The organism is Streptomyces sp. NBC_01267, assembly GCF_036241575.1.
Classification (GTDB): domain Bacteria; phylum Actinomycetota; class Actinomycetes; order Streptomycetales; family Streptomycetaceae; genus Streptomyces.
This window is the reverse complement of the sequence record NZ_CP108455.1, coordinates 5,079,772-5,103,906: the sequence shown is the minus strand read 5'-3', so window position 1 is coordinate 5,103,906 and position 24,135 is coordinate 5,079,772. Positions and strand designations below refer to the sequence as shown.

Sequence of the window (24,135 nt, the reverse complement as noted above, 5' to 3'; positions counted from 1 at the left end):
GACGCGGGAGGGCCGAACGGCGGGAGGGTGGCGGCCGACGCCAGCCGCGGGAGGGCGGCGGCCTACGCCAGCCACACCGGCAACGGCCGTACGCCCTCCCGCAGCGCCCCGGCGAACGCCGTGAACTCCTCCTGGCGCGCGGCCCCCGCCCGCATCGCCAGCGCGATCCGCCGCATCGGCGCGGGCTCCGCGAAGTACGCCGTGGCCAGCTGGTCGTTGCGCCCGGTCTCCACCCGTACCGCCGTACGCGGCAGCAGCGTCACCCCGAGGCCGCCCGCCACCAGCTGGACCAGCGTGGAGAGCCCGGCCGCGGTCGTCGTCACCGGGACGCCGTCCGACCGCCCCGCCTCCCGGCAGATGTCCAACGTCTGGTCCCGCAGGCAGTGCCCCTCGTCGAGCAGCAGCAGATCCAGCTCGCGCAGCGCGTCACGCGGGACGTCCTCGCGCCCCGCGAGCCAGTGCTCACGCGGCGTGACCAGCACGAATTCCTCGTCGAACAGCGGCAGTTCGACCACGCCCGGCACCCCGAGCGGCACCGCGAGCAGCAGCAGATCGAGCCGCCCGGCGGTCAGCCCCTCGACCAGTGACGAGGTCTGCTCCTCGTGCACCTGGAGGTCGAGCTCGGGGTACGTACGGTGGACGAGCCGCAGCACGGTCGGCAGCAGATACGGCGCGACGGTCGGGATCACCCCGAGCCTGAGCACCCCGGTGAAGGGCGCCCGTACCGCGTCGGCCTCCTCCATGAGCTCCCCCACCGCGTCCAGCACCACCCGGGTACGCGCCGCCAGCCGCTCCCCGGCGGGCGACAGCAGCACCTTGCGGGTGGTCCGCTCCAGCAACTGCACCCCCAGCGTCTCCTCCAGCGCCGACACGGCCCCCGACAGCGCGGGCTGGCTCATGCCGATGGCCGCGGCGGCATCCCTGAAGTGCAGGTACTCGGCCACGGCGGCAAAGGCGCGGAGCTGCGCCAGGCTGGGTTGCTTTCCCCGGTGGCTGGGCTGTTTTCCCCTATATACGGGCGTCACTGATAGGTACCTCCGATCACGACAACCAAGTCTAGCTATTTCTGTGATCAATGGATGCTGTGTCACTCTGTAATCCGTCCAACCCTCAGGAACGCCCCAAAAGGGAATTCCTCCGCTGCAAGGAGAGTTCGTGCTCACTGTCGGTGACCAGTTTCCCCAGTTCGACCTGACTGCTTGTGTTTCGCTGGAGAGCGGCAAGGAGTTCGCGCAGATCGACCACAAGACCTACGAGGGCAAGTGGAAGATCGTCTTCGCGTGGCCGAAGGACTTCACCTTCGTGTGCCCGACCGAGATCGCCGCTTTCGGCAAGCTGAACGACGAGTTCGCCGACCGTGACGCCCAGGTCCTCGGCTTCTCCGGTGACTCCGAGTTCGTGCACCACGCCTGGCGCAAGGACCACCCGGACCTCACCGACCTGCCGTTCCCGATGCTGGCCGACTCGAAGCACGAGCTCATGCGTGACCTCGGCATCGAGGGTGCTGACGGCTTCGCGCAGCGCGCCGTCTTCATCGTCGACCAGAACAACGAGATCCAGTTCACGATGGTGACCGCCGGTTCCGTGGGCCGTAACCCCAAGGAGGTCCTGCGGGTCCTCGACGCCCTGCAGACCGACGAGCTGTGCCCCTGCAACTGGACCAAGGGCGAGAACACCCTGGACCCGGTCGCGCTCCTCTCGGGCGAGTGAGCTGATCCCCGGATGTCACTCGACGAACTGAAGTCCGCCGTACCGGACTACGCCAAGGACCTGAAGCTGAACCTCGGTTCGGTGATCGGCAACAGCGACCTGCCGAAGCAGCAGCTGTGGGGCACCGTCCTCGCCTGCGCCATCGCGTCGCGGTCGCCGAAGGTGCTGCGCGAGCTGGAGCCCGAGGCCAAGGCGAACCTCTCCCCCGAGGCGTACACGGCGGCCAGGTCCGCCGCGGCCGTCATGGCGATGAACAACGTCTTCTACCGGACCCGGCACCTGCTGTCGGACCCCGAGTACGGGACGCTCCGTGCGGGTCTGCGGATGAACGTGATCGGCAACCCGGGCGTGGAGAAGGTCGACTTCGAGCTCTGGTCGCTCGCCGTCTCCGCGATCAACGGCTGCGGCCAGTGCCTCGACTCGCACGAGCAGGTGCTCCGCAAGGCGGGCGTGGACCGCGAGACCATCCAGGAGGCCTTCAAGATCGCGGCCGTCCTGCAGGCGGTCGGCGTGACGCTCGACTCCGAGGCCGTGCTGGCCGAGTAGGCAGTACGTGTGTGTGGCGAGGGGCCCCGTCGGCAGCGTCCGGCGGGGCCCCTCGCTCATTCGGTCCGTCGGTGTTTGAGCCGGTCCATCAGGGCGCGCATGTCGGCGATCATCTGCGGCTGGAACGCTTCCATGTCGGGGGCCACCGGCTCGGCCAGCTTTGCCGGGTCGTCTTCCTGGTCGTAGTTGTAGGTGACGGACAGCATCAGGGTGAGCTCGACGGACCCGTCGCGCACCTCCAGCTTGGGCAGGGCGTCGGTCCCGTCGTCGAAGGTGGCCAGATACGCCTCGTCACCCAGCCCCGGCACCTCCTCCACCTTGCTGGGACCGGCATCCGCGAACCACTCCCGGCTCCGGCTCTGCGCCTCGAACTCGGGCGCGGGATCGACTTTCCGGTGCAGGGAGACGGTGACCTCGGCCTCGTAACTCACCCTCGGTGTGCCCCGTTTCCGCTGCGACCCGTCGCTCGCGGGGGTCAGGCGCACATGGCAGCTGGCCAGGTCGAGGGCGCGGTTCCGGCTCCCCCAGTGGGAGTCGTCCGACCGCTTGCCCAGTTCGCCGGAGAGTGCGGTGAGCCGCACGTCCTGGCAGAGGTCCAGGCCCATCGAGTAGCCGCGGGTGTCGGGCTGTTCGTCGTGCTGGAGGCGGTACGCGTACAGCGCCCCCGCCCACACCACCGAGGCCATCAGTACCCCGCCCAGCGCCCAGCGCCAGGGCCGGGGCGGACGCGGTTCCCGGGGCTCCCTCGCTGCGGAGCCCGTCAGGACGTCCGTGCCGGGGCTCGACCCGAAGTCCCCCACTATCTCCGGCTCGGATATCACGCCGGGTCCTCCAGCGCGGACCCCGTCCCGGCGTCCGGCCGTGGTTCGCTCTCCGGCCGGGGCGGGGCGGTCCCCGCCGGTGCGTGCGCCGTGGGCGCCGTTCCGATGGCCTGGTCCCTGCCGTACGCCCGGAGGTAGCCGACCACCGTGTTGGTGACCGCCACCAGCGGAACCGCCACCACCGCGCCGCCGATGCCGGCGATCATGCCGCCCGCCGCGACGGAGAGGACCACGGCCAGCGGGTGGACCCGGACCGCGCGGCCCAGGATGAGCGGCTGGAGCACGTGCCCCTCGATCTGCTGCACGGCGAGCACGACCACCAGCACCATCAGCCCGGTGAACACGCCCTGCGTCACCAGCGCGACGACCACCGCGAGAGCTCCGGACATCACCGCACCGACCAGCGGGATGAACGCGAAGAGGAAGATGAAGACGGCCAGCGGCACGGCCAGCGGGACATCCAGGAAGAAGAGCCCGAGGCCGATGAAGATCGCGTCGATCAGCGCGACTATCACCGTGCCGCGCACGTACGCGGTCAGTGTCCGCCAGGCGCGCGGCCCCGCGCCCGCGACTCCGGGACGGGCCTGGGCGGGGACGAGCTTCAGCGCCCACTGCCAGATGCGCGCCCCGTCGTACAGCAGGAAGAGCGTCGAGAACATCGCCAGGAGCATCCCGGTGAGTATCTCCATGATGACGGTGACGCCCTGGAGTCCGGCCGAGGTGATCTCGTTGGTGTTGTGGCCGATGCTGTCGCTCAGGCTCTTGGCGACTTCGTTGATCTGCTGTTCGGTCACGTGGAACGGGCTGTGCAGGAGCCAGCGTTTGAGCTCCTGGATGCCGTCCTGGACGCGGCTGGAGAGCGAGTCGAGGTTCTCCATCACCTGCCAGACCACGAACCAGCCGACCAGGCCCATGACGACGAACCCGAGGATCGCGGTCAGCGCGGTGGCGAGCCCGCGTGGCAGCCCGGCCCGGCGGAGCCTGGCGACGGTCGGCTGGAGCAGTGCGGTGACGAGCAGTGCGCCGACAAAGGCGAGGACCACGAGCTGGATGGCGCTGATGACCCGCATCAACACCCAGAGCGTGCCTGCCAGAACGAGCAGCCGCCAGCCGGCCTCCGCCGCGACGCGTACGCCCCACGGAACGGCGGCGACGGGGTCGGGCCGGGCCGCGACGGCCGGGGCGTAGTCCGGGGGCGGCGGGACCTGACCGGGGGCGGCGTGATGGTCCTCGGCTTCGCCTGCCTCCACGGCTCGCACCCCGTGGGGTTCGTCGGCCTCGGCCTTGCGCTCCTCCAACCGCTCGCCCAGGTGGGTCAGTTCGGACCCCACCCGCTCCAGCCAGTCCGGCAGCTTCGACATCCTGGTCCTCTCCCCCGCCCGCTTGCCTCCGGAGCCCGACCGTACACGCACGGAGCCCCTCACCGAAGGACGGCGAGGGGCTCCGTGAAGTTGAGCGTAGAAAACGCTTTTAATACCAGGTGTTTGCCTGCCAGAACGTCCAGGCGCCACACGGGCTGTGGTACCTGCCGTTCATGTAGTTCAGGCCCCACTTGAGCTGCGTGGCCGGGTTGGTCTGCCAGTCGGCTCCGGCGGACACCATCTTGGAGCCGGGCAGAGCCTGGACAAGACCGTAGGCCCCGGTGCTGGGGTTGACAGCCTTGTAGTTCCAGCCGGATTCGTGGGTCACGATGTTGCTGAAGCACTGGAACTGGTCGGCCGGCATCATCTGCCGCGCCATCGACTGGATCTGCGAGATCGAGTAGGAGCTCTGCGGCGCGAAGCTGCTCGCGTCACGCGTGGCGGAACGGCTGGCTGCCAGTTCCTTCGCCTTCTCGCGCTCCTTCTTGGCCTTCGCCACTGCCTCGTCGGCAGCGTCCTTCTTCGTCTTGGCGTCCTTGGCGGCCTGGATGCGGGCCGATTCCTCCGCGGACTTCTTGGCTGCCGCGTCGGCCTGCACCGCCTGGGTGTCTGCCTGCTGCGTCAGCGATGCGACCTGGGCCTGCTGGCCGTCAGGGATCTCCGCGAGGGTCGTCGTGTCCGCGGCGGAGGCGGCGTCGATGTTGTCGCCCGCGGGCATCGTGCTGCCCGATGCGACGCCGACAACTGCTCCTACGGTGGTGACCGCAGTGGCTGACGCCACCGCGAATCCCCGGACCGAAATCCGGCTCACACGGTTTCCTTCCAGCAGCGACCGCTCGTGACCTCGCGGACGCAATCGTGCCCCTGGCGCTGTCCTCCCCAACAACCGGTCACGGGAGGCACGGACCCGGTGGGCAACTCCCTTGCGGAAGTGCCGCGTGGTGCTCGGGCGGCATGCGGCGGCAAGTGTTGAGTTGTGTGGTGCTGCACCCCTGAGGGTGTACGTGTGCCGCATGCGGGGCCTGACGGAAGCAAGACTCTGCCCGACTCGGACGCCACAAGGCAAACGTCCACCGAGTGGGAAAGCTCACACCCCGTTTGGCGCACGAGAATCCTGGAGATTGCTGCGCAACGGAGAGCCGCCCGGCTAGGCTCCTGCGCCTTGCCGGGCGGCTCCAACTGGTCAATACCTGGCTAGAGCTGACCATCCTCCAGCATTTCGGTCACCAGTGCGGCGATCTGCGACCGCTCGGACCGGGTCAGGGTGACGTGCGCGAAGAGCGGATGCCCCTTCAGTTTCTCGACCACCGCGACCACTCCGTCGTACCGGCCGACCCTGAGGTTGTCGCGCTGGGCGACGTCATGGGTCAGCACGACCCGCGAGTTGGACCCGATACGGGACAACACGGTCAGCAGGACGTTCCGCTCCAGGGACTGGGCCTCGTCCACGATGACGAACGCGTCGTGCAGTGAGCGGCCCCGGATGTGAGTGAGCGGCAGGACTTCGAGCATGCCCCGGCCGACCACTTCCTCGATCACCTCCCGGCTGGTCACCGAGGAGAGCGTGTCGAAGACCGCCTGCGCCCAGGGCCCCATCTTCTCGGACTCGGAACCCGGCAGATAGCCGAGCTCCTGGCCGCCGACCGCGTACAACGGCCGGAAGACCATCACCTTCTGGTGCTGCCCGCGTTCCAGTACGGCCTCCAGGCCGGCGCAGAGCGCCAGCGCGGACTTGCCGGTGCCCGCCCTGCCTCCCATCGAGATGATGCCGATGTCCGGATCCAGCAGCAGATCGAGTGCGATGCGCTGCTCGGCGCTGCGGCCGTGCAGCCCGAAGGCCTCCCGGTCGCCCCGGACGAGCCGCACATTGCCCTCGGCCGTGATCCGGCCCAGCGCCTTGCCGCGCTCCGACTGGAGCACCAGTCCGGTGTGTACGGGCAGCTCCGCCGCCTCCGGCACGTACAGGGTGTCCTCGGTGAAGAGGAGATCCACCTGGTCGGGTGAGAGCGTCAGCTCGCTCATCCCCGTGTAGCCGGAGTCCGTGATCGCCAGTTCGGCGCGGTACTCCTCGGCGAGTAGCCCCACCGAGGACGCCTTGATGCGCAGCGGCAGGTCCTTGGAGACGACCGTGACGTCGAATCCCTCGGCCTGCAGATTGCGCGCGACCGCGAGGATCCGGGAGTCGTTGTCCCCCAGCCGGTATCCGGCCGGGAGCACGCTGGGATCGGAGTGGTTGAGTTCGACGCGCAGGGTCCCGCCCAGTTCGCCCATGGGGAGCGGGGCGTCGAGGCGTCCGTATCTCACCCGGAAGTCGTCGAGCAGGCGGAGTGCCTGCCGGGCGAAGTATCCGAGTTCCGGATGGTGCCTCTTGGCCTCCAGCTCCGTGACCACGACGATCGGGAGCACCACTTCGTGCTCGTCGAACCGGGTCATGGCGTTCGGATCGGCCAGCAGGACGCTGGTGTCGAGAACATAAGTGCGCCTGTCGGGCATGCGGCGCTTAGTGCTGGTCACCACGGAAGGACGTACCCCCTCTGAGAACGCGCTGAGGTCGGGGAGCGACGGCGTCGCGGGCTGCTGGGACCGGGGCGGGGCCTCCACCAGTACGGAGGCCGGGTCCCGGCCCTCCGCGTCGCCCGCGCTCACCGCACGGTCGTCCTGGTGCAAAGGGCCTCCCGGGCGAGCGGAACTGGGCCGCTCACTGAGATACGACATCCGTGGACCGGACGTCGACCTGCAAGGGGTATTCCCGCGAACGCACACCGTCATGCCAGGGGCGGCCGTCCGGCCGGTGGGTTCATCCGCCGGACACCGGGCCGCCGGGTGCCGGACGTCATGTGCCGGACGTCACGTGCCAGGCGTCACGTGCCGGACGTCACATGCCGGGCAACGCGGCCCGGTCCCGGCCTCGTCGGGAGACGGACCGGGGATACGGACACGAAGAGGGGCGGAAGAAGAGGCCGGAGGGAAGGGGCCTGGGAGAAGGGGCCGGGAGTGGGTTCGTCAGGCGCCGTAGCGCCGGTGGCGGGCCGCGTAGTCGCGCAGCGCCCGCAGGAAGTCCACCTTGCGGAAGGCGGGCCAGAAGACTTCGCAGAAGTAGTACTCGGAGTGGGCGCTCTGCCAGAGCATGAATCCGGACAGCCGCTGCTCGCCGCTCGTACGGATCACCAGGTCCGGGTCGGGCTGGCCGCGGGTGTAGAGGTGCTCGGAGATCCGCTCGACATCCACGATCTCCGCGAGTTCCTCGAAGGAGGTCCCCTTCTTCGCGTGCTCGTGGAGCAGCGAGCGGACCGCGTCGGCGATCTCCTGCCGGCCGCCGTAGCCGACGGCGACGTTGACCAGTATTCCGGTGGTGTTCGCGGTGGCCTCTTCGGCCTCCTTGAGAACTGTCTGGATTCCGCCCGGCAGCATGTCCGGCGTACCCACGTGATGGACCCGCCACCGGCCGTCCGCGGCCAGGTTCCGGACGGTGTCCTCGATGATGCCGAGGAGCGGGACGAGCTCCTCTTCGGGGCGGTCGAGATTGTCCGTGGAGAGCATCCAGAGGGTGACGACCTCGACGTCGGTCTCGGCGCACCAGCCGAGGAACTCGGAGATCTTGTCGGCGCCTGCGCGGTGGCCCTGAGCTGCGGTGCCGCCCGATGCCTTGGCCCAGCGGCGGTTGCCGTCCAGGATGACGCCGATGTGCTTGGGGACCTGGTCGTGGTCGAGGCGGCCTTCCACCCGACGTGCGTAGAGCCCGTACACCAGGTCGCGCAAGTTCACTGAGTTCAACCCTCCGTGCAATGGCAATCGCCCGAGTCGCCACAGTACTGCGCAGCGGTCACGGCGGCCCAACCCGGCCTGTCACAAGTACGTGATAGGGAAGGGCCTGTGACTGAATCTCTTCGTTATTTCGCCGCTGATGACCGGTACGACTCCATGGAGTACCGGCGCAGCGGTCGCAGTGGGCTGAAGCTCCCCGCTGTCTCTCTCGGCCTCTGGCACAACTTCGGTGACGACCGCACCCTCGACTCGCAGCGCGAGATCCTGCGCCGCGCGTTCGACCTCGGTATCACCCATTTCGACCTGGCAAACAACTACGGCCCGCCGGCCGGTTCCGCCGAGCTCAATTTCGGCAAGCTCTTCGCCCAGGATTTCGCACCGTACCGGGACGAGTTGGTCATTTCGACCAAAGCCGGTTACCTGATGCACCCCGGTCCGTACGGTGAGTGGGGATCGCGCAAGTACCTGCTGTCCTCGCTGGACGCCTCGCTCACGCGGATGGGTCTCGACCACGTCGACATCTTCTACTCCCACCGCTTCGACCCGGAGACTCCGCTGGAGGAGACGATGGGGGCACTGGCCTCCGCCGTGCAGCAGGGCAAGGCGCTCTACGTCGGTGTCTCCTCGTACAACAGCGAGCAGACCGCCGAGGCCGCTCGCATCCTCAAGGAGATGGGCGTCCCCGCCCTGATCCACCAGCCCTCGTACTCGATGATCAACCGCTGGACCGAGGACGACAACCTGCTCGACACGCTGGAGACGGCCGGAATGGGCTGCATCTCGTTCGTGCCGCTCGCCCAGGGGCTGCTCACCGGCAAGTACCTGAAGGGCATCCCGGAGGGCTCGCGGGCCACTCAGGGCAAGTCGCTCGACCCGGACCTGCTCTCGGACGAGGTGGTGCGCCGGCTCAACGGTCTCAACGAGATCGCCGGGCGCCGCGGGCAGTCCCTCGCCCAGCTGGCGCTCAACTGGGTGCTGCGTGACCCGCGCATGACCTCCGCGCTCATCGGCGCCTCCAGTGTGAAGCAGCTGGACGAGAACGTGGCGGCCCTGTCGGCGGCCCCGCTCAGCGCCGAGGAGCTCGCGGAGATCGACTCCTTCGCCGTGGACACCGCGGGCACCAACATCTGGGCCGGACGCGGCTGAGACCCGGGCCCGGAAACAGGGCACAAAAAAACGGGCCGGTCCGTGGGGGGGGGATACGGACCGGCCCGAGGGGGGGTTTCCACCATAACCCTTCGTAAGTCGTGTTCGCTGCCACGGCGTGCCGTCATGACGCTCCGAATCCGCCCAGCAACAGACCGGTGAACGCCCCGGCCACCATGAAGGGGCCGAACGGCATCGAGGTCTTACGGCCCGCCCGCCCCCGCACCATCAGCGCGGCGCCGTAGAGCGCGCCGTAGAGGAACCCGGCGAAGGCGCCGAGCAGCAGCACTCCCCAGCCGTACCAGCCGAGGGCCACGCCGAGTCCGGCCGCGAGCTTCACATCACCGAAGCCCATCCCGTTCGGGTTGATGACGAAGAGCACGAAGTACCCGCCGCCCAGGGCGAGTCCGCCGAGCAGGGCCGCCGTCCAGGACCCCTTCGCGCCGGGCACCAGGGCCGCGGCGCCCAGCAGCGCGGCGGTTGCCGCGAGGATCGGCAGGGTGAGGACGTCGGGCAGCCGCTGCACCGCGCGGTCGACCATCCCCAGCAGGACGAGCGCGGGCGCGAGCAGCACCCAGACGGCCAGTTCGGGCACGGGCCCCGCCGCCGCGGCGAGCGCGGCGCAGCACAGGGCCGTGACGGTGGCGGTGACCGGGGTGCCGGGTCCGTACCATCCGTCACCGGCGCGGGCCGGGCCGAGCCAGCCCGCGATGGGCTGCCCGGAGGGGGTGGTGTCCTGCCACGGGGTCCCGGGCTCGACGGCCAGCCGGTAGGCGGGGCGGGGCAGCAGCACCCCCGCGGCGGCGCCGAAGCAGGCGGCGATGACGACGATCAGCACGGCGGACACCCGGCGAGTGTACGGACGCGGTGGGGTTTCGGTGAGGGCGGGCGGCCTGACAGGTCCTACCGGACGGGCTGCCGGACAGGTCCTACCGGGCGGGCTGCCGGACAGGTCCTACCGGGCGGGCTGCCGGGCCTCGATCAGGAACCGCGTGGTGTGCGCGACGAACGGCCCCTCTGCCTCGATCCGCTCATGGAGCGCCCTGAGCTGCGGCAGATACGCCTCGACGGTGAAGCCCGGCACCATCCAGATCACCTTGCGCAGGAAATAGACGACAGCCCCGATGTCGAAGAACTCGGTCCGCAGGGACTCCAGCCGCAGATCGACCACGTCGAGACCCGCCGCCTCCGCCTCGGCGCGCGCCTGCTGCGGATCGCGGCCCTTGCGTGCCTCGGGCTGCGGGCCGAGGAAGTACTCGACGAGCTCGAAGACGCTGGCCGGGCCGACTTCCTGGGAGAAGTACGTGCCGCCGGGTGCGAGTACCCGGGCGATCTCCGTCCAGTACGCCTTCACCGGGTGGCGGCTGACCACCAGGTCGAACGCCCCGTCGGCGAACGGCAGCGGCGGCTCCTCGGCATCGGCCACCACCACGGCCCCCAGCGGGTGGAGCAGCGCGGTGGCCCTGGCGACGTTCGGCGGCCAGGCCTCGGTGGCGACGGCCACCGGCGGCAGCTTCTCCACACCGGCCAGCACCTCGCCCCCGCCGGTCTGGATGTCGAGGGCGGCCGAGGCCCGGCCCATCCGCTCCCCCATCGCGCGGGCGTACCCCCAGGAGGGGCGCTGCTCGGTGGCGCGCCCCTCCAGCCAGGAGAAGTCCCAGCCGTCGACGGACACGGACGCGGCCTCGGCCACCAGCTCTTCGAAGGTCCTGGACATGGTCACCGAGTCTGGCAGGGCCGGGGGCGGCCCTGCCAGCGGGTTTCCCGGCGGGTCGCCCCGGGTCAGTGTCCGGGGGTCTCCGCCGCCCGGCCCGCCGCGGCGAGTACCGCCCGTACCGAGGCGGTCAGTACGGAGGTGTCCCGGCCCGCGCCCCAGTACGTCCGCCCGCCGGTCCGGCACTCGGCGTACGCGACGGCCTGGCTGTCCGGTCCGGCGCCGGTGGCGTGTTCGGCGTAGTGCAGGATGTCGGTCCCGACGCCCGCCGAGGCGAGCGCCGCGGTGAAGGCGGAGAGCGGGCCGTTGCCGGTGCCCCGGTACGGCCGCCCGGCCAGGGTGCAGCTGAACTCGTGCTCGCCCTCGGCCACTTCGGCCGTACGCCAGTCGCCGAGTGGCAGCGGCCCGTCCTCGCCGGGCGCGATGTACGTCGTACGGAACAGCTCCCACAGTTGCTTGCCGGTGATCTCCTCGCCGCTGTCGTCGGTCGCCCGCTGGACCACGCCGGAGAAGTCGATCTGGAGGCGGCGCGGCAGATCGAGGCCGTATCCCGTCTGGAGCAGGTAGGCGATGCCGCCCTTGCCCGACTGGCTGTTGACCCGGATGACGGCCTCGTAGTCGCGGCCCACGTCGGCCGGGTCGATCGGCAGGTACGGCACGGTCCACAGCTCGCGCCCCGCCTGGTGGGCCATCCCCTTCTTGATGGCGTCCTGGTGCGTGCCGGAGAACGCGGTGTGGACGAGGTCGCCGCCGTACGGGTGCCGCGGGTGCACGGGCAGCCGGTTGCAGTACTCGACCGTGCGCCGGATCTCGTCGATGTCCGAGAAGTCGACCATCGGGTCGATGCCCTGGGCGTGCAGATTGAGCGCGAGGGTCACCAGGTCGACGTTGCCGGTGCGTTCGCCGTTGCCGAAGAGGCAGCCCTCGACGCGCTGCGCCCCGGCGAGTACGGCGAGTTCGGCGCAGGCGACGCCCGTACCGCGGTCGTTGTGCGGGTGGACGGAGAGGATGACCGAGTCGCGCCGGGCCAGGTGGCGGTGCATGTACTCGATCTGGTCGGCGTAGACGTTGGGGGTGGCGATCTCCACCGTGGCGGGCAGGTTGTGGATCACCGGCCGGTCCGGGGAGGCGTCCCACAGCTCGGTCAGCCCGTCGCAGATCTCCAGGACGAAGTCGGGCTCGGTGAGGTTGAAGACCTCCGGGGAGAACTCGAACCGTACGGAACCCGCGGCGGCGTCCGCCAGCCGGGCCATCTGCCCGGCCGACTCCCTTACGAGGGCGACCAGTTCGTCCCTGGTGCGCCTCAGGACGACCTCGCGCCAGGTGGGCGCGGTCGCGGTGTAGAGGTGGACGACGGTACGCGGCAGCCCCTCGACCGAGGCGAAGGTGCGCTCGATGAGGTCGGGGCGGGCGGCGGTGAAGACGACGACGGTGACGTCGTCGGGCACGGCGCCCGGCTCGGCCAGCTGCCGTACGAAGTCGAAGTCCGTCCGGCTGGCCGACGGGTAGCCGACCTCGATCTCCTTGAACCCCATGGCCACGAGCAGGTCGAACATCCGGCGCTTGCGGGCCGGGTCCATCGGTTCGGCGAGCGCCTGGTTCCCGTCGCGCAGATCGACCGGTACCCAGAGCGGGGCCTGCTCGAACTGCCGTGAGGGCCAGGTGCGTTCGGCTGCGGTCAGCGGGACGGAGACCCGCTCGTAGGCGGACCGGTAGCGCTGGGACGGCATGGAGCCGGCGCGCTGGGGATTCCATCCGGGAGCGCCGGCGGGGACCGGTCCGGACGGCGTGCGGATCGTCGGGAACTGCATGAGCGGACTTCCTTCTCGTCGGCCTTCGCAGACCGGCAGCACCGAGCCCCGCGGCGGGGTGCCGGTCGCGTCAGGCCCCGCCGCGGCGGCCGAGAAGGAGACCACGCAGCTTCATGCCGGGTACAGTAACCACGAATCAACTCCTCAGACAACCTGAGAGGTAGGGCCGGTGTCGTCACCTCCTCCCCTGGGCGCCCTCCGCGCCAGCCCGCTGGTCGAGCAGGCCGCCGAGCGCCTGCGTGCACAGATCACGGCGGGCAACTGGCCGGTGGGCACCAAGCTGCCCGGCGAGACCACCCTCGCCAAGGAGTTGGGCGTGGGCCGCTCCACCGTCCGGGAGGCGGTGCGCGCGCTGGCGGGGCAGGGGCTGCTCCGGCCCCGGCAGGGCGCCGGGGTCTTCGTCGTCGCCACCGAGGCCGCCGAGGACTGGCCGACGCGGCTGCGCCGGGCGGCGGTCACCGATGTCTACGAGGTACGGGCCATGGTCGAGGTCCAGGCCGCCCGGCTGGCGGCGGCCCGGCGCACCGACGCCGATCTGGCCGCGCTGGACACGGCCCTGGCCGGGCGCACGGCCGCAGCGGAGGCGGACGACGCGGCCTTCGTCGACGCGGACATCGCGCTGCACAGCGCGGTGGTCGCCGCCGCCCACAACCCGGTACTGACGGACCTCTACGAGCGGTTCGTCCCCGCACTGCGCGAAGGGCTCGTGGAGCTGGTGTCGCTGCTGGGCCTGCGCGACCACACGCCGGACCACGGCGCCGAACGGCACACCGCGCTGGTGGCGGCGGTCCGGGCGGGCGACGCGGACCTGGCGGCCGGCGTCCTTCAGGCGGAGATCGCGGCGACGGTGGCGCTGCTGCGGAAGTAGCTGTCCAGACCGGTCACCCGCAGCATCCGCAGATGCAGCGGCCGGGTGCAGACCAGGTCGATGGACCCGCCGCGGTCCAGCGCCCGCCGCCTGGCCCGGCAGAGCAGTCCCAGTGCCGCGCAGTCGATGAAGGTCGCGGGGCGGAGGTCGACGATCACCCGTGCGCCCCGGTGCGCGGTGGCGGCGTCGGTGTGCACCCTGATGCAGTCGGCCGAGACCAGATCGACCTCGCCCCGGAACTCCACCACGGTGAACGGCCCCACCGTGTAACTGCGGGCGCAGGGGCCGGGTTCGGGCAGCGCCCCCGACATGTCCATCACGTCCATGGCAGCTCCCCGGTCGTATCCGCGCCGACGATCGGTCGGCATCAACGGTCAGTCGGCAGGGGCCAGGGCGACGTCACACACCTTAGAAAGCGCTGTGGCGCAGAAACGTGCATGCTTGCCGGGATTCACCTGGCTGGGTGAACGGGCCCCGGGCGGGACGTCGCAGGTCCGACGCCCCGGGCCGGGAGCCGCCCCACCCCGTGCCTTGGCATGATGGTGCCCGGTCGGTCGGCCGTCGGCCCACCGGAGTACCGGAGTACCGAGCACGAGGGAGCCGCTGTGGCGCGCCATCTGATCGTCGTTGACCCGGCAGGGTCGGGCGACCACCGCACCATCGGCGAGGCGCTGAACGCGGCGCGCGGCGGCTCGGTGATCAGTGTCAGGGCCGGGCGGTACGACGAGAACCTCGTGGTGACGAAGCTGGTCACGGTCGTCGCCCACGAGCCGGGTTCGGCGGTCGAGATCGCCCCGCGCAGCGGCAGCGCGGTGCAGGTGCTCGCGGAGGCCGTCAAGCTCTCCGGGCTGCGGCTGGTGGCGGGCGGCGGCGGGGACGAGGACGAGCCGGTGGTGGACGTGCCGCGCGGTCAGGCCGCCCTGGAGGACTGCGAGGTGTACGGCAACTCCTGGACCGCGCTGCTCTCGCGCGACGAGGGGTCGCTCGCCATCCGGGACACCACCGTCAGCAATCCGGCGGGCGCCGGGATCGTGGACCTGTCGTCGCGGACGAGTGTCGTCGAGCACTGCGTGCTGGAGCGGCTGGGCAGTTCGGGGATCGTGGTCGGCGAGGACGCGTCCACCGAGGTGCGCGGCTGCACGGTGCGGGACGCCGGGGGCAACGGTGTGCTCGCCAACGGGCGGGCGCGCGGCAGCTTCACGGATGTCACGGTGGAGCGGACCGTGAAGCCCGGGATCGCCGTGGAGGAGAACGCCACGACGCGGTTCACCGACGTACGGGTCGAGGACTGTGTGATCGGCTTCCACATATCGACGGCCGCGCAGACCGTACTGGCCGACTGCTCGGCCACCGGCTGCACGACCCACGGCGTCACCCTCTCCGGCGGGACCGACCCCGAGCTGAACCGGATCCGGATCGACCGTCCGGGCGGCCACGGCATCGCGGTCACCGGGCGCTCCCGGGGCACGGTCGCCGACGCCCGGATCAGCGGGGCCCGTTCGGCCGGGCTGCTCGTGCAGGACGGGTCGTCGACGACCGTGCTCCGTACGGAGGTCACCGGGGGCGCGGCCGACGGCATCATCCTCACCGGGGGCTGCACCGCCCGCCTCGACCGGGTCACCGTGACCGGCGTCGTGGGGCACGGCATCGTCGTCGCGGAGGGCGCCGACCCGGTGCTGCGACGGGTCGAGGTGACGGACACCGGTGGCCACGGCATCGAGCTGCGCGGCAAGGCACACGGGAAGATCGAGGCGTCCACGGTGACCTCGGCGGGCGGCTGCGGGGTCCACGTCGACGGCGCCCGCCCGGCTCTGCAGGGCACGGCCGTACGGTCCTCCGCGCGGGCCGGGGTGTCGGTCGTGGCGGGCGGCGTCCTCACCCTGGTCGACTGCGAGGTCGACGGAACGGGCGGCGACGGGCTGGAAGTGGACGGCGCCGAGGCCGGGTTGACGGCGATACGGGTCCGGGTGCGGGGCGCCGGACGGCACGGGGCGAGTATCGGGGCGGAGGCGACGGCCGAGCTGACCGAGTGCATCCTGACCGCGGGCGGCGGGGACGGGCTGCGGACCGTGAGCCGGCTGCGGGTGCGCGCCGCGGGGTGCACGATCACCGGCAACAAGGGTGCGGGGGTGCGCCGTACACCCACCGAGGGCGAGCTGGTGCTCGACCGGCTGACCAGCGAGGAGAACGGCGAGCCCGATATCACGGGCGACGCCGACGCCCCGGACGGCGCTCCCGGCGATCCGCGCGGGCCGCTCGCCCGGCTGGACGAACTGGTGGGGCTGCGGGCCGTCAAGGAGCAGGTCGCCACCCTGGTCAATCTCAACCGGCTGGCCCGGCGCCGCCGCGAGGCGGGCCTGCCGGTCCCGGCCACCGCACGCCACCTGGTGTTCGCGGGCCCGCCCGGCACCGGCAAGACCAGCGTCGCGCGGCTGTACGGGAGCATCCTCGCCGCCCTGGGCGTACTGCGCTCCGGGCATCTGGTGGAGGTGGCCCGCGCCGATCTGGTCGCGAAGGTGGTCGGCGGCACCGCCATGAAGACCACCGAGGTCTTCGAACAGGCCATGGGCGGCGTGCTGTTCATCGACGAGGCGTACGCGCTCACCCAGGGCGGCGGGTCCTCCGGCGCCGACTTCGGGCGGGAGGCGGTCGACACGCTGGTGAAGCTGATGGAGGACCACCGCGACGACGTCGTCGTGATCGCGGCGGGCTACTCGTCCGAGATGCACACCTTCCTGGCGTCCAACCCCGGGCTGGCCTCGCGCTTCAACCGTACCGTCGAGTTCGAGAACTACACGGTCCCCGAGCTGATCACCATCGTGCGCAAGCAGTGCGAGCAGAACCGCTACACGCTGGGTGAGGACACCGAGCGGGCGCTGGCCGTGCACTTCGGGCGGATGCACAAGGACGCGTCGTTCGGCAACGCGCGCGCCGCCCGCAAGGTCTTCGAGGAGCTGATCGACCGGCAGGCGCTGCGGCTCGCCGAGATGCCGGAGGTCTCCGAGGAGGACCTGACGACGCTGCTCCCCTCGGACGTCGGCGAGCAGGCGGCGGCAGCCATCGGCGCGGCCGAGAGCGAGCCCGCGGACACCACCCGGCTCGACGCGATCATGGCCGAACTGGGCGCACTGGTCGGCCTGGAGGACGCCAAGTCGCAGGTGCAGGACCTGGTCAACCTGCTGGCGACGGCCCGCAGGCGCCGGGCGGCCGGGCTGCCCGCGCCGTCGGTCGGCCACCACCTGGTCTTCGCGGGCCCGCCGGGCACCGGCAAGACGTCGGTGGCCCGGCTGTACGGCGAACTGCTCGGCGCCATGGGGGTGTTGCCCCGGGGGCAGCTGGTGGAGGTGGCACGGGCCGACCTGGTGGGCCGCTACGTCGGGCACACGGCGCAGCTCACCCAGGAGGTCTTCGCGCGGGCGCGGGGCGGGGTGCTGTTCGTCGACGAGGCGTACGCGCTGACCCCGGCGGGAGGTTCGGGTTCGGACTTCGGGCAGGAGGCGGTCGACACCCTGGTGAAGCTGATGGAGGACCACCGCGACGACACGGCGGTGGTGGTGGCGGGCTACGAACGGGAGATGGACCGTTTCCTCGCGTCGAACCCCGGTCTTGGCTCGCGCTTCTCGCGCCGGGTCACGTTCGAGTCGTACTCGGCGGAACATCTGGTGGAGATCGTCCGGCGGCAGTGCGAACGCGACGGGTACGACTGTGCCCCGGAGACGGTGGAGTTGCTCTCCCGGTACTTCGAAGAGGTGCCGCGGGACGAGAACTTCGGCAACGCGAGGTTCGCGCGGCGGGTGCTGGAGTCGATGATGACCCGGCAGGCGGGGCGCCTGAGCACGATGCCGGACGCGGGGCCGCGGGAGCTGCGGCTGCTGTTGCCGGAGGATCTGGTGGTCTCGTCGGTCCGGTGAAGTACGGGGCTGGGGCGGCGCTTCGACAGGTCATAGGATCATGACCATGCCGCCCCGCACCGCACTGCTCCCGGCCGCCGCCCTCGCCCTCCTCGTGAGCGTCTCGGCAGCCTCCCCGGCCGAGGCCGCGGACAGCCCGAGCCTCCCCTCCGTCAGCGCCGGTCCGCCTTCCGAGGGCGGCTGCGTCAAGCCGTCCAAGAAGCACTCCGACCTCACCCCGTGGCCCCAGCGGCTCATCGCGCCCTCCCGGGCCTGGCCGTCGTCCCGGGGCGCCGGTGTCACCGTCGCCGTGGTCGACACCGGGGTCGACGAGGCACCGGCACTCGCCGGGCGGGTGAAGGCCGGGCCCGATGTCGTGTCGGGCGGAACCGCCGGGAAGGACTGCATCGGACACGGCACCTTCGTGGCGGGCGTCGTCGCGGCCGGGCAGAAGTCCGGTGTCGGGTTCGCCGGGGTCGCGCCCGACGCGCGGATCCTGGCGATCGGGGTGACCGGCAAGGACGGTTCGGCGACCGCCGACAAGGTGGCCGCCGGGATCCGGGCCGCGGTGTCCGGCGGGGCGCGGGTGGTGGACGTACCGATCGCGCTGAACCGCGGCAGTGCCTCGCTCACCTCGGCCGTACAGGAAGCGGTCCGGAAGAACGTGCTCGTGGTGGCCCCCGCGTACGGGATCACCGACTCGTCCGGGTCCCCGGCCCCGGCCGCCTACCCGGCGGCGCTGCCCGGCGTACTGGCTGTCGCCGGGCTCGCTCCCGGGGGTGGCCCCGACCAGAAGGCCGCGCCCGCGACGGCCCCCGACATCGCGGCCCCGGGCACCAGTCTCATGAGCATCGGGCCCGGCGGTACCGGGCACTTCAGCGGCAGCGGGGCGGACCTGGCGACCGGGTTCGTGGCCGGTACGGCCGCGCTGGTGGACGGCTACCGTCCCGGCCTGACCGTCCAGCAGCTCACGGACCGGCTGACGTCGACGGCGTACCCGAGCCCCGGGCTCCGCGCGCTGACGGGCGCCGGGACGGTCGACCCGGCGGGCGCGGTGACGGCCGTACTGCCCTCGTCGGCGCCCCGCCCCGCGAAGCCCGCGCCCGCCCCGCAGCTCGCGGCCAGTACCGGCGACAGCGCCCATGCGGGCGCCGTCGCGGTGGCCGGGGGCGCGGCGGGCATCGTCGCGCTGACGGCCTTCTTCGCGGTGGTGCTGCCGCGCGCCCGCCGCCGGGGCTGGCGCGCCGGGGTCTGACGGGCTCCGGGACGGGGAGCCACGCCGGTGGCGGGGCGGGGAGCCATACCGGCGCTCCGTACCGCCACCGCTGTCGGGCTCACCCCCGCGGCAGCCCCATGAACACCCCCATGGACTCCGCGGTGTGGGCGAAGAACGCCTCCGGGTCGGCGGCGACACCGGCGATGTGCCCGTTGACCTCGAAGCCGACCATGCCGTGCAGTTGGGTCCAGGCGGTCAGCAAGCGGGCGATGGTCTGGTCCGGGAGGCCGCTGAGCAGACCCTCGGCGAGGGGTGCGATGTTGCGCCGCATGCCCTCCGACGGTTCCGGGTCGCCCGCGTAGGTGTCGAGCACCCCTGCCTCCTGGGCCTCCCGCAGCGTGCCCAGGAGCGCGAGGACGGTGCGGGCTCCGGCCACCATGGTCTCCGGGGGCGCGACGTATCCCGGCACCGGTGACCCCCAGATGAGGGTGTACTCGTCGGGGTGGTCCAGCGCCCACCGCCGTACCCCCAGGCAGATGGCCGTCCAGCGCCCGAGCAGCCCGACGCCCTCGGCCCTCGCCCGCTCGGCCCCGGCCTCGGCGGCATCACTCATCGCGTTGTAGGCGCCCAGGACCAGATCGCTCAGCAGGTCCCACTCGCCGGGGAACTCCTCGTGCGCGAGGCCCTGTTCGACGCCCGCTTCCTGGGCCAGCCCGTCGAGACCGAGAGCGACCCGGCGCCGCTCGGGCAGCCGGCCCAGCGCGGCCCGGCGCAGCGCGCCCCTCGCGTCCTCTCCGATCGGGGATCCGGCCGATCCGGCTGCCGTGTCCGGTCCTTCGGTGACGCCCATCCGGCGCATCCTCTCTTCGCGGTGTCCGCGTGTTCGTTCTTCGGTTTCCCGGCCGGTCGTGCGCCGGGGACGTGCCAGGGCGCCCGCCGCCGTACGAACCGGCGGCGGGCGCACCTGGCAACAGGAGATCACGCCCCGCTGACACGACGCTGACATCACACGGGATCGCGCACCTCTCCGGGCGCCGGATCCGTACGCAGCGGAGTCCGGATCCCAAGTCGGCTTCCTGCTGCGCCTGTTGCTCCGCCCACGTCCCTGCCTACTGCTCGGCGGGCCCCGTCGCTTCCTCCGCCTCCTCGCCGCGCAGCGCCGTCTGCACCTGCACCGTGTTGCGGCGCGTGATGTACAGACCGCGTCCGGGCGGGAGCAGACGGGGCTTCGTACCGGTGACGATCTGCCCCTCGGCGGGCGGGCAGGACAGCTGTACGACCGGGGTGTTGGCCTCGACGAGCCGGCGCAGCAGCTGATCCGACATCATCGAGCGGGACGCGCCGTTGGCGCTGCGGGCCACGATCAGGTGCAGTCCCACCTCGGCGCCCTGGGCGAGATACGGCAGCAGCGGCGCGAACGGGTCGGGACCGCCGCTCCCGATCAGTTCGTAGTCGTCCACGACCACGAACAGCCTCGGCCCCTTCCACCAGTCGCGCAGCTTCAGCCGCTCCGGTGCGATGTCCGGTCCCGGCACCCGGTCCGCCATGGCGCGGGCCGAACCGGAGACCATCTCCTGGAGCTGGGCCGGGCCGACGGCGTACCCGAGGCGGTAGGGCTCGGGTACGGCCCCGGCCAGGCGGCGCCGGTAGTCGGTGACCATGACCCGGGCCTCGGCGGGCCCGTACCGCTTGGTGACGGCTTCGCAGACCAGCGCGAGCAGGTTGGTCTTGCCCGACTCCGCGTCGCCGACCACGACCAGGTGCGGGTTCTCCTCGAAGTCGTGGTGGAAGATGTCCAGTTGGACGTCCCGGATACCGATGGGGACGCGCAGGTCGCCGTCCGGCTCGGGCAGTTCGGACGCGGGCAACGTGAGCGGCAGCATCCGGACGGGGGGCGCCTTGGGCCCGTCCCACCCGGCGGCCGTCTCGCGGACCAGCGCGTCGACGCCGTCCGAGAGGGTGTCGACGGAGGAGTCCCCGTCGATACGGGGCAGCGCGGTCAGGAAGTGCAGTTGCTCGTCGGTGAGCCCCCGGCCGGGGACCTTCGGCACGGTCGCCGCGGCCCGCATGTTGATCGCGGAGTCGACGGGGTCACCGAGCCGCAGCTCGAAGCGCGTGCCGAGCTGGTCGCGCAGGGCGCTCCCGATCTCGCCCCAGCGGGTCGCGGCGATGATGAGGTGGACTCCGAAGTTGAGCCCGCGGGACGCGATGAGGGTGAAGGTCGGCACCAGGTCCATGAAGTCCTGGCGGATCGTGTTCCAGCCGTCGACGACGAGGAACACGTCGCCGTACGGGTCGTCGGCGAACTCACCGGCCGCGCGCTTGCGCCGGTAGTCGGCCATGGAGCCGAAACCGTGATCGGCGAACTGCCGCTCGCGGCGGGCGATCAGCCCGGTGATCTCGGCGACGGTGCGCAGCAGCCGCTCCGGGTCGAGGCGGCCGGTGACGCCACCGACGTGCGGGAGTCCGGAGAGCGCGGAGAGCCCGCCGCCACCCAGGTCCAGGCAGTAGAACTGCACCTCGCGCGGGGTGTGGGTGCGGGCGATGGCGGTGATGAGCGTACGGACGAGAGTGGTCTTGCCGCTCTGCGGGCCGCCGCCGATGCCGACGTGCCCGCCCGCACCGGAGAGATCGGCGATCAGCTCGTCGCGGCGCTGGTCGAACGGCCGGTCCACGATGCCGACCGGCACGGTGAGCCGGCGCGCGGCGGGTGAGCCGGGCGGGGGCAGCAGCAGGTCGAGCGTGGGCGGTTCGGTGAGCGGGGGCAGCCACACCTGGTGGGCGTGCGGGCCCGACTCCTCCAGCCGCTCGACGGCGATGGTGAGCAGGCTGGCGGACGCTTCCTCGGCCGCGGCCGTCTCGGCTTCCGCTCCCGCCAGCTCACTTGCGCTCTGCGGGAGTTGGCGGGGCGGCACCCAGCCCGCCTGGAACGGCACCACCTGTCCGGCGACGACCGCCTGGCGTACCGCGGGACGGATGACCCGGTACGGCCCGGAGACGAATGCGGCCTTGAACCGGGTGAGCGTGCCGACGTCGTTCTTCAGCAGGCCGCTGCCCGGCTGGGGCGGCAGCTCGTACGCGTCCGGGACACCGAGCACACCGCGGCTCTCCATCGCGGAGAACGTCCGCAGCCCCACCCGGTAGGAGAGATGGGACTCCAGCTGGTGGATGCGGCCCTCGTCGAGCCGCTGCGAGGCGAGCAGCAGATGCACGCCGAGGGACCGGCCGAGCCGTCCGATCATGACGAACAGGTCGAGGAAGTCCCGGTGGGCGGCGAGGAGTTCACTGAACTCGTCGACGACGACGAAGAGCGTGGGCAGCGGCGCGAGGTCGGCGCCGCCTTCGCGGGCCTTCTCGTACTCCAGGAGCGAGGCGTAGTTGCCCGCCTTGCGCAGGAGCTCCTGGCGGCGCATGAGTTCGCCGTGCAGGGCGTCGCGCATACGGTCCACGAGCGCCGTTTCGTCGGCGAGGTTGGTGATGACCGCGGAGGTGTGCGGCAGCCTGTCGAGGCCGAGGAAGGTCGCACCGCCCTTGAAGTCGACGAGTACGAAGTTGAGCGTCTCGGACGAGTGGGTGAGTGCGAGGCCGAGCACCAGGGTGCGCAGCAGTTCCGACTTGCCCGAGCCGGTGGCGCCGATGAGCATGCCGTGCGGGCCCATCCCGCCCTGCGCCGACTCCTTGATGTCCAGGGCGACCTGGCTGCCGTCGGCGGCGAGTCCGATGGGGACGCGCAGCCGGTCGCCGGGGGCGCGCCGTTCGTGCAGCCGGGTGAGGTCCGCGGAGTGCAGGTCGTGGATGCCGAGCAGACCGGTCAGCTCCATGTCCTCCTGGAGCGGCTGCTCGGAGCGGGCGGTGGCGCCCAGCCGGAAGGGGGCCACCGCCGAGGCCAGGGCGCGGGCGGCGCGCGGGCCGAGGGTCTCGGGCCGGCCCACGGAGGTCTCGACGGTCTTGCCGTCCGCGTCGGTGGTGACCATCGAGAGGTCGCCGGGGGTGACACGGAAGCGGAGCGAGCCGCGTTCGGGGGCGTCGTCGAGGACCCCGCGTACGTCGAGGACCAGGGCATTGCGGTAGCCGGCCCCGGCTATGCGCGCCCCCGCGGGGACCGCGGCGGTGTCCAGGACGATGACCGTGTACGGCTCGTCGCGGCTCGGCTCGGCGCCCGGCTCGAAGGGCGGGCGCCCGCCGAACTCCTCACCCAGCAGCGGTTCCAGTTCGGAGACGGCTTCGGCGACGAGGCGGGCGCTGCCCACGCCGTCGGTGTCGGACGTGTGCTGGGCGTGCGGCAGCCACTTCACCCACTCCCAGCCGGGGAGCGCACCGCCGTCGGCGACGACCACGACGGCGAGATCCTCCGGGGCGTGCAGGACGGCGAGCTGGCAGACCATGGCGCGGACGGCGCCGCGGGCGGTCTCCAGGTTCCGCTCGGCAGCCGCGGCGTGGTCGGTGCCGGGGGGCCCGGTCTCCTCCCCGTCCTTGCTGCCGGACAGCAGGATCACCCGGGCGAAGGAGCGCATCCGGACCGCGATCGGCTGGCCCGGTACCGTCGAGTACGCCCGGATGAAGCGGCGCAGCGCGTGGGCGCAGAGCGGTTCGAGGTCCTCGACGGGCTTGGTGGACAGCGGGTTGAGGGTGAGCGCGAGCTGACGGGTGCCGGTGGCGACCCGGATCTCGGCGAAGTCCTCATGGGTGGTGCGGCGTTCCCAGAGCCGTCCGCCGCGCGCCAGTGAGACGAGCGAGCCCGGCTCGGGGTGGTGCCAGGCATCGGCGCGCCGCTGCTCGTCGATGGCCTTGCGGATACGGCGGCGGCTGGTGGCGAGGTAGCGCAGGTAGTCGCGCCGCTCACCGCGCAGCCGTCGCTTGCGGTCACCGGCCGCGCGGATGAACTGGCTGATCAGCATGCCCACTGCGGACAGCAGCATCATCCCGATCGCGACCCACATCAGGATGCCGCTGCTCTCGCCGGGCCTGATGAAGATCAGTACCATGCCGAGCGAGCTCAACGCCATGGGCAGATAGGTGATGACGCCGCTCATGGCGCTCTGGGACTCGGGCAGTGCGGGTGGTTCCTGGAGGGTCAGCTCGCCCTGCGGCAGCTGAGGGCCCGGCCGGCGCGGCGGGCGCCGGAACGTGACGGTGCTCAAGAGGGCTGGGCCTTCCTGGTCCAAGGAGACTGGGTTGAATTGCCCGTGGGTTAACAGACGGATACGAAACGGTTGCCCGTTGTGCCGCGCGGCAATTCCATCAACCACCCGGCATTGTCGGCCAAGTGGTTGATCCGAAGATCGGT

Annotated in this window: 18 protein-coding genes; 6 read left to right on the top strand and 12 right to left on the bottom strand. The window is 71.5% G+C overall.

Going from position 1 to position 24,135, the window contains the following annotated elements; genetic code table 11:
- Nucleotides 1-62: 62 nt before the first annotated feature.
- Nucleotides 63-1,025: a hydrogen peroxide-inducible genes activator gene (locus tag OG709_RS23490; RefSeq protein ID WP_250298174.1), complete on the bottom strand. Its 963-nt coding sequence runs from the start codon at nucleotides 1,023-1,025 to the stop codon at nucleotides 63-65.
- A gap of 130 nt (nucleotides 1,026-1,155) precedes the next feature.
- Between OG709_RS23490 and OG709_RS23485 the strand changes: the two genes are divergently transcribed.
- Nucleotides 1,156-1,710, top strand: a complete 555-nt coding sequence (locus OG709_RS23485) for a peroxiredoxin (protein ID WP_250299878.1) — start codon at nucleotides 1,156-1,158, stop codon at nucleotides 1,708-1,710.
- A 12-nt stretch (nucleotides 1,711-1,722) separates the two neighbouring features.
- Entirely contained in the window at nucleotides 1,723-2,256 is a 534-nt protein-coding gene (locus tag OG709_RS23480) for an alkyl hydroperoxide reductase (RefSeq protein WP_250299876.1), read from the top strand.
- 56 nt (nucleotides 2,257-2,312) lie between these two features.
- On the opposite strand, the gene OG709_RS23475 is transcribed toward OG709_RS23480, so the two are convergent.
- The 5 genes from OG709_RS23475 to OG709_RS23455 form a co-directional block, all read right to left on the bottom strand.
- A complete protein-coding gene (locus tag OG709_RS23475) occupies nucleotides 2,313-3,077 on the bottom strand; it encodes a hypothetical protein (protein ID WP_250299875.1) in 765 nt (254 codons plus the stop codon).
- Nucleotides 3,074-4,438, bottom strand: coding sequence for an AI-2E family transporter (locus OG709_RS23470; protein WP_250299872.1), 1,365 nt, complete (start codon nucleotides 4,436-4,438; stop codon nucleotides 3,074-3,076). Before OG709_RS23470 ends, OG709_RS23475 begins: the two co-directional genes overlap by 4 nt.
- Nucleotides 4,439-4,547: 109 nt before the next feature.
- Nucleotides 4,548-5,249, bottom strand: coding sequence for a transglycosylase SLT domain-containing protein (locus OG709_RS23465; protein ID WP_250299870.1), 702 nt, complete (start codon nucleotides 5,247-5,249; stop codon nucleotides 4,548-4,550).
- A gap of 383 nt (nucleotides 5,250-5,632) precedes the next feature.
- Complete coding sequence (locus OG709_RS23460) at nucleotides 5,633-6,955, bottom strand: PhoH family protein (protein ID WP_284347915.1); 1,323 nt, start codon at nucleotides 6,953-6,955, stop codon at nucleotides 5,633-5,635.
- Between the two features lie 486 nt (nucleotides 6,956-7,441).
- Complete coding sequence (locus OG709_RS23455) at nucleotides 7,442-8,203, bottom strand: isoprenyl transferase (RefSeq protein ID WP_250299868.1); 762 nt, start codon at nucleotides 8,201-8,203, stop codon at nucleotides 7,442-7,444.
- Nucleotides 8,204-8,311: 108 nt separating this feature from the next.
- Between OG709_RS23455 and mgrA the strand changes: the two genes are divergently transcribed.
- Complete coding sequence (mgrA, locus tag OG709_RS23450) at nucleotides 8,312-9,349, top strand: L-glyceraldehyde 3-phosphate reductase (protein ID WP_266641050.1); 1,038 nt, start codon at nucleotides 8,312-8,314, stop codon at nucleotides 9,347-9,349.
- A 124-nt stretch (nucleotides 9,350-9,473) separates the two neighbouring features.
- Here mgrA and OG709_RS23445 read toward each other — a convergent pair whose 3' ends face one another.
- The 3 genes from OG709_RS23445 to leuA all read right to left on the bottom strand — a co-directional run bounded on the left by OG709_RS23445 (nucleotide 9,474) and on the right by leuA (nucleotide 12,874).
- Nucleotides 9,474-10,196, bottom strand: a complete 723-nt coding sequence (locus OG709_RS23445; RefSeq protein WP_250299867.1) for a prepilin peptidase — start codon at nucleotides 10,194-10,196, stop codon at nucleotides 9,474-9,476.
- A 108-nt stretch (nucleotides 10,197-10,304) separates the two neighbouring features.
- Nucleotides 10,305-11,066 (bottom strand): class I SAM-dependent methyltransferase, encoded by a 762-nt coding sequence (locus OG709_RS23440; RefSeq protein WP_266641051.1) that lies wholly within the window; start codon nucleotides 11,064-11,066, stop codon nucleotides 10,305-10,307.
- Between the two features lie 65 nt (nucleotides 11,067-11,131).
- A complete protein-coding gene (gene leuA, locus OG709_RS23435; RefSeq protein WP_329167646.1) occupies nucleotides 11,132-12,874 on the bottom strand; it encodes a 2-isopropylmalate synthase in 1,743 nt (580 codons plus the stop codon).
- A 169-nt stretch (nucleotides 12,875-13,043) separates the two neighbouring features.
- Here leuA and OG709_RS23430 point away from each other — a divergent pair, with 169 nt between their 5' ends.
- Nucleotides 13,044-13,742, top strand: a complete 699-nt coding sequence (locus OG709_RS23430; RefSeq protein WP_266641053.1) for a FadR/GntR family transcriptional regulator — start codon at nucleotides 13,044-13,046, stop codon at nucleotides 13,740-13,742.
- Here OG709_RS23430 and OG709_RS23425 read toward each other — a convergent pair.
- On the bottom strand, nucleotides 13,700-14,068 hold the full coding sequence (locus tag OG709_RS23425) for an STAS domain-containing protein (protein WP_266641055.1): 369 nt from the start codon (nucleotides 14,066-14,068) through the stop codon (nucleotides 13,700-13,702). The two genes, OG709_RS23430 and OG709_RS23425, sit on opposite strands and share 43 nt — an antisense overlap.
- Nucleotides 14,069-14,347: 279 nt before the next feature.
- Here OG709_RS23425 and OG709_RS23420 point away from each other — a divergent pair, with 279 nt between their 5' ends.
- Complete coding sequence (locus OG709_RS23420; protein WP_250299857.1) at nucleotides 14,348-17,653, top strand: right-handed parallel beta-helix repeat-containing protein; 3,306 nt, start codon at nucleotides 14,348-14,350, stop codon at nucleotides 17,651-17,653.
- A 46-nt stretch (nucleotides 17,654-17,699) separates the two neighbouring features.
- On the top strand, nucleotides 17,700-18,887 hold the full coding sequence (locus tag OG709_RS23415; protein ID WP_329167645.1) for a S8 family serine peptidase: 1,188 nt from the start codon (nucleotides 17,700-17,702) through the stop codon (nucleotides 18,885-18,887).
- A gap of 79 nt (nucleotides 18,888-18,966) precedes the next feature.
- Here OG709_RS23415 and OG709_RS23410 read toward each other — a convergent pair whose 3' ends face one another.
- Nucleotides 18,967-19,698 (bottom strand): TetR-like C-terminal domain-containing protein, encoded by a 732-nt coding sequence (locus OG709_RS23410; RefSeq protein ID WP_326694100.1) that lies wholly within the window; start codon nucleotides 19,696-19,698, stop codon nucleotides 18,967-18,969.
- 259 nt (nucleotides 19,699-19,957) lie between these two features.
- The gene (gene eccCa, locus OG709_RS23405) at nucleotides 19,958-23,989 is read right to left on the bottom strand and encodes a type VII secretion protein EccCa (protein ID WP_329167644.1); all 4,032 of its coding nucleotides are present in this window, start codon (nucleotides 23,987-23,989) and stop codon (nucleotides 19,958-19,960) included.
- Nucleotides 23,990-24,135 lie beyond the last annotated feature (146 nt).

Excerpts from the sequence above, each read along its gene's own strand:
- OG709_RS23480 (WP_250299876.1), top strand. The coding sequence starts at position 1,723 with ATGTCACTCGACGAACTGAAGTCCGCCGTACCGGACTACGCCAAGGAC.
- OG709_RS23470 (WP_250299872.1), bottom strand. The coding sequence starts at position 4,438 with ATGTCGAAGCTGCCGGACTGGCTGGAGCGGGTGGGGTCCGAACTGACC.
- OG709_RS23440 (WP_266641051.1), bottom strand. The coding sequence starts at position 11,066 with ATGTCCAGGACCTTCGAAGAGCTGGTGGCCGAGGCCGCGTCCGTGTCC.
- leuA (WP_329167646.1), bottom strand. The coding sequence starts at position 12,874 with ATGCAGTTCCCGACGATCCGCACGCCGTCCGGACCGGTCCCCGCCGGC.
- OG709_RS23425 (WP_266641055.1), bottom strand. The coding sequence starts at position 14,068 with ATGGACGTGATGGACATGTCGGGGGCGCTGCCCGAACCCGGCCCCTGC.
- OG709_RS23415 (WP_329167645.1), top strand. The coding sequence starts at position 17,700 with ATGCCGCCCCGCACCGCACTGCTCCCGGCCGCCGCCCTCGCCCTCCTC.
- OG709_RS23410 (WP_326694100.1), bottom strand. The coding sequence starts at position 19,698 with ATGGGCGTCACCGAAGGACCGGACACGGCAGCCGGATCGGCCGGATCC.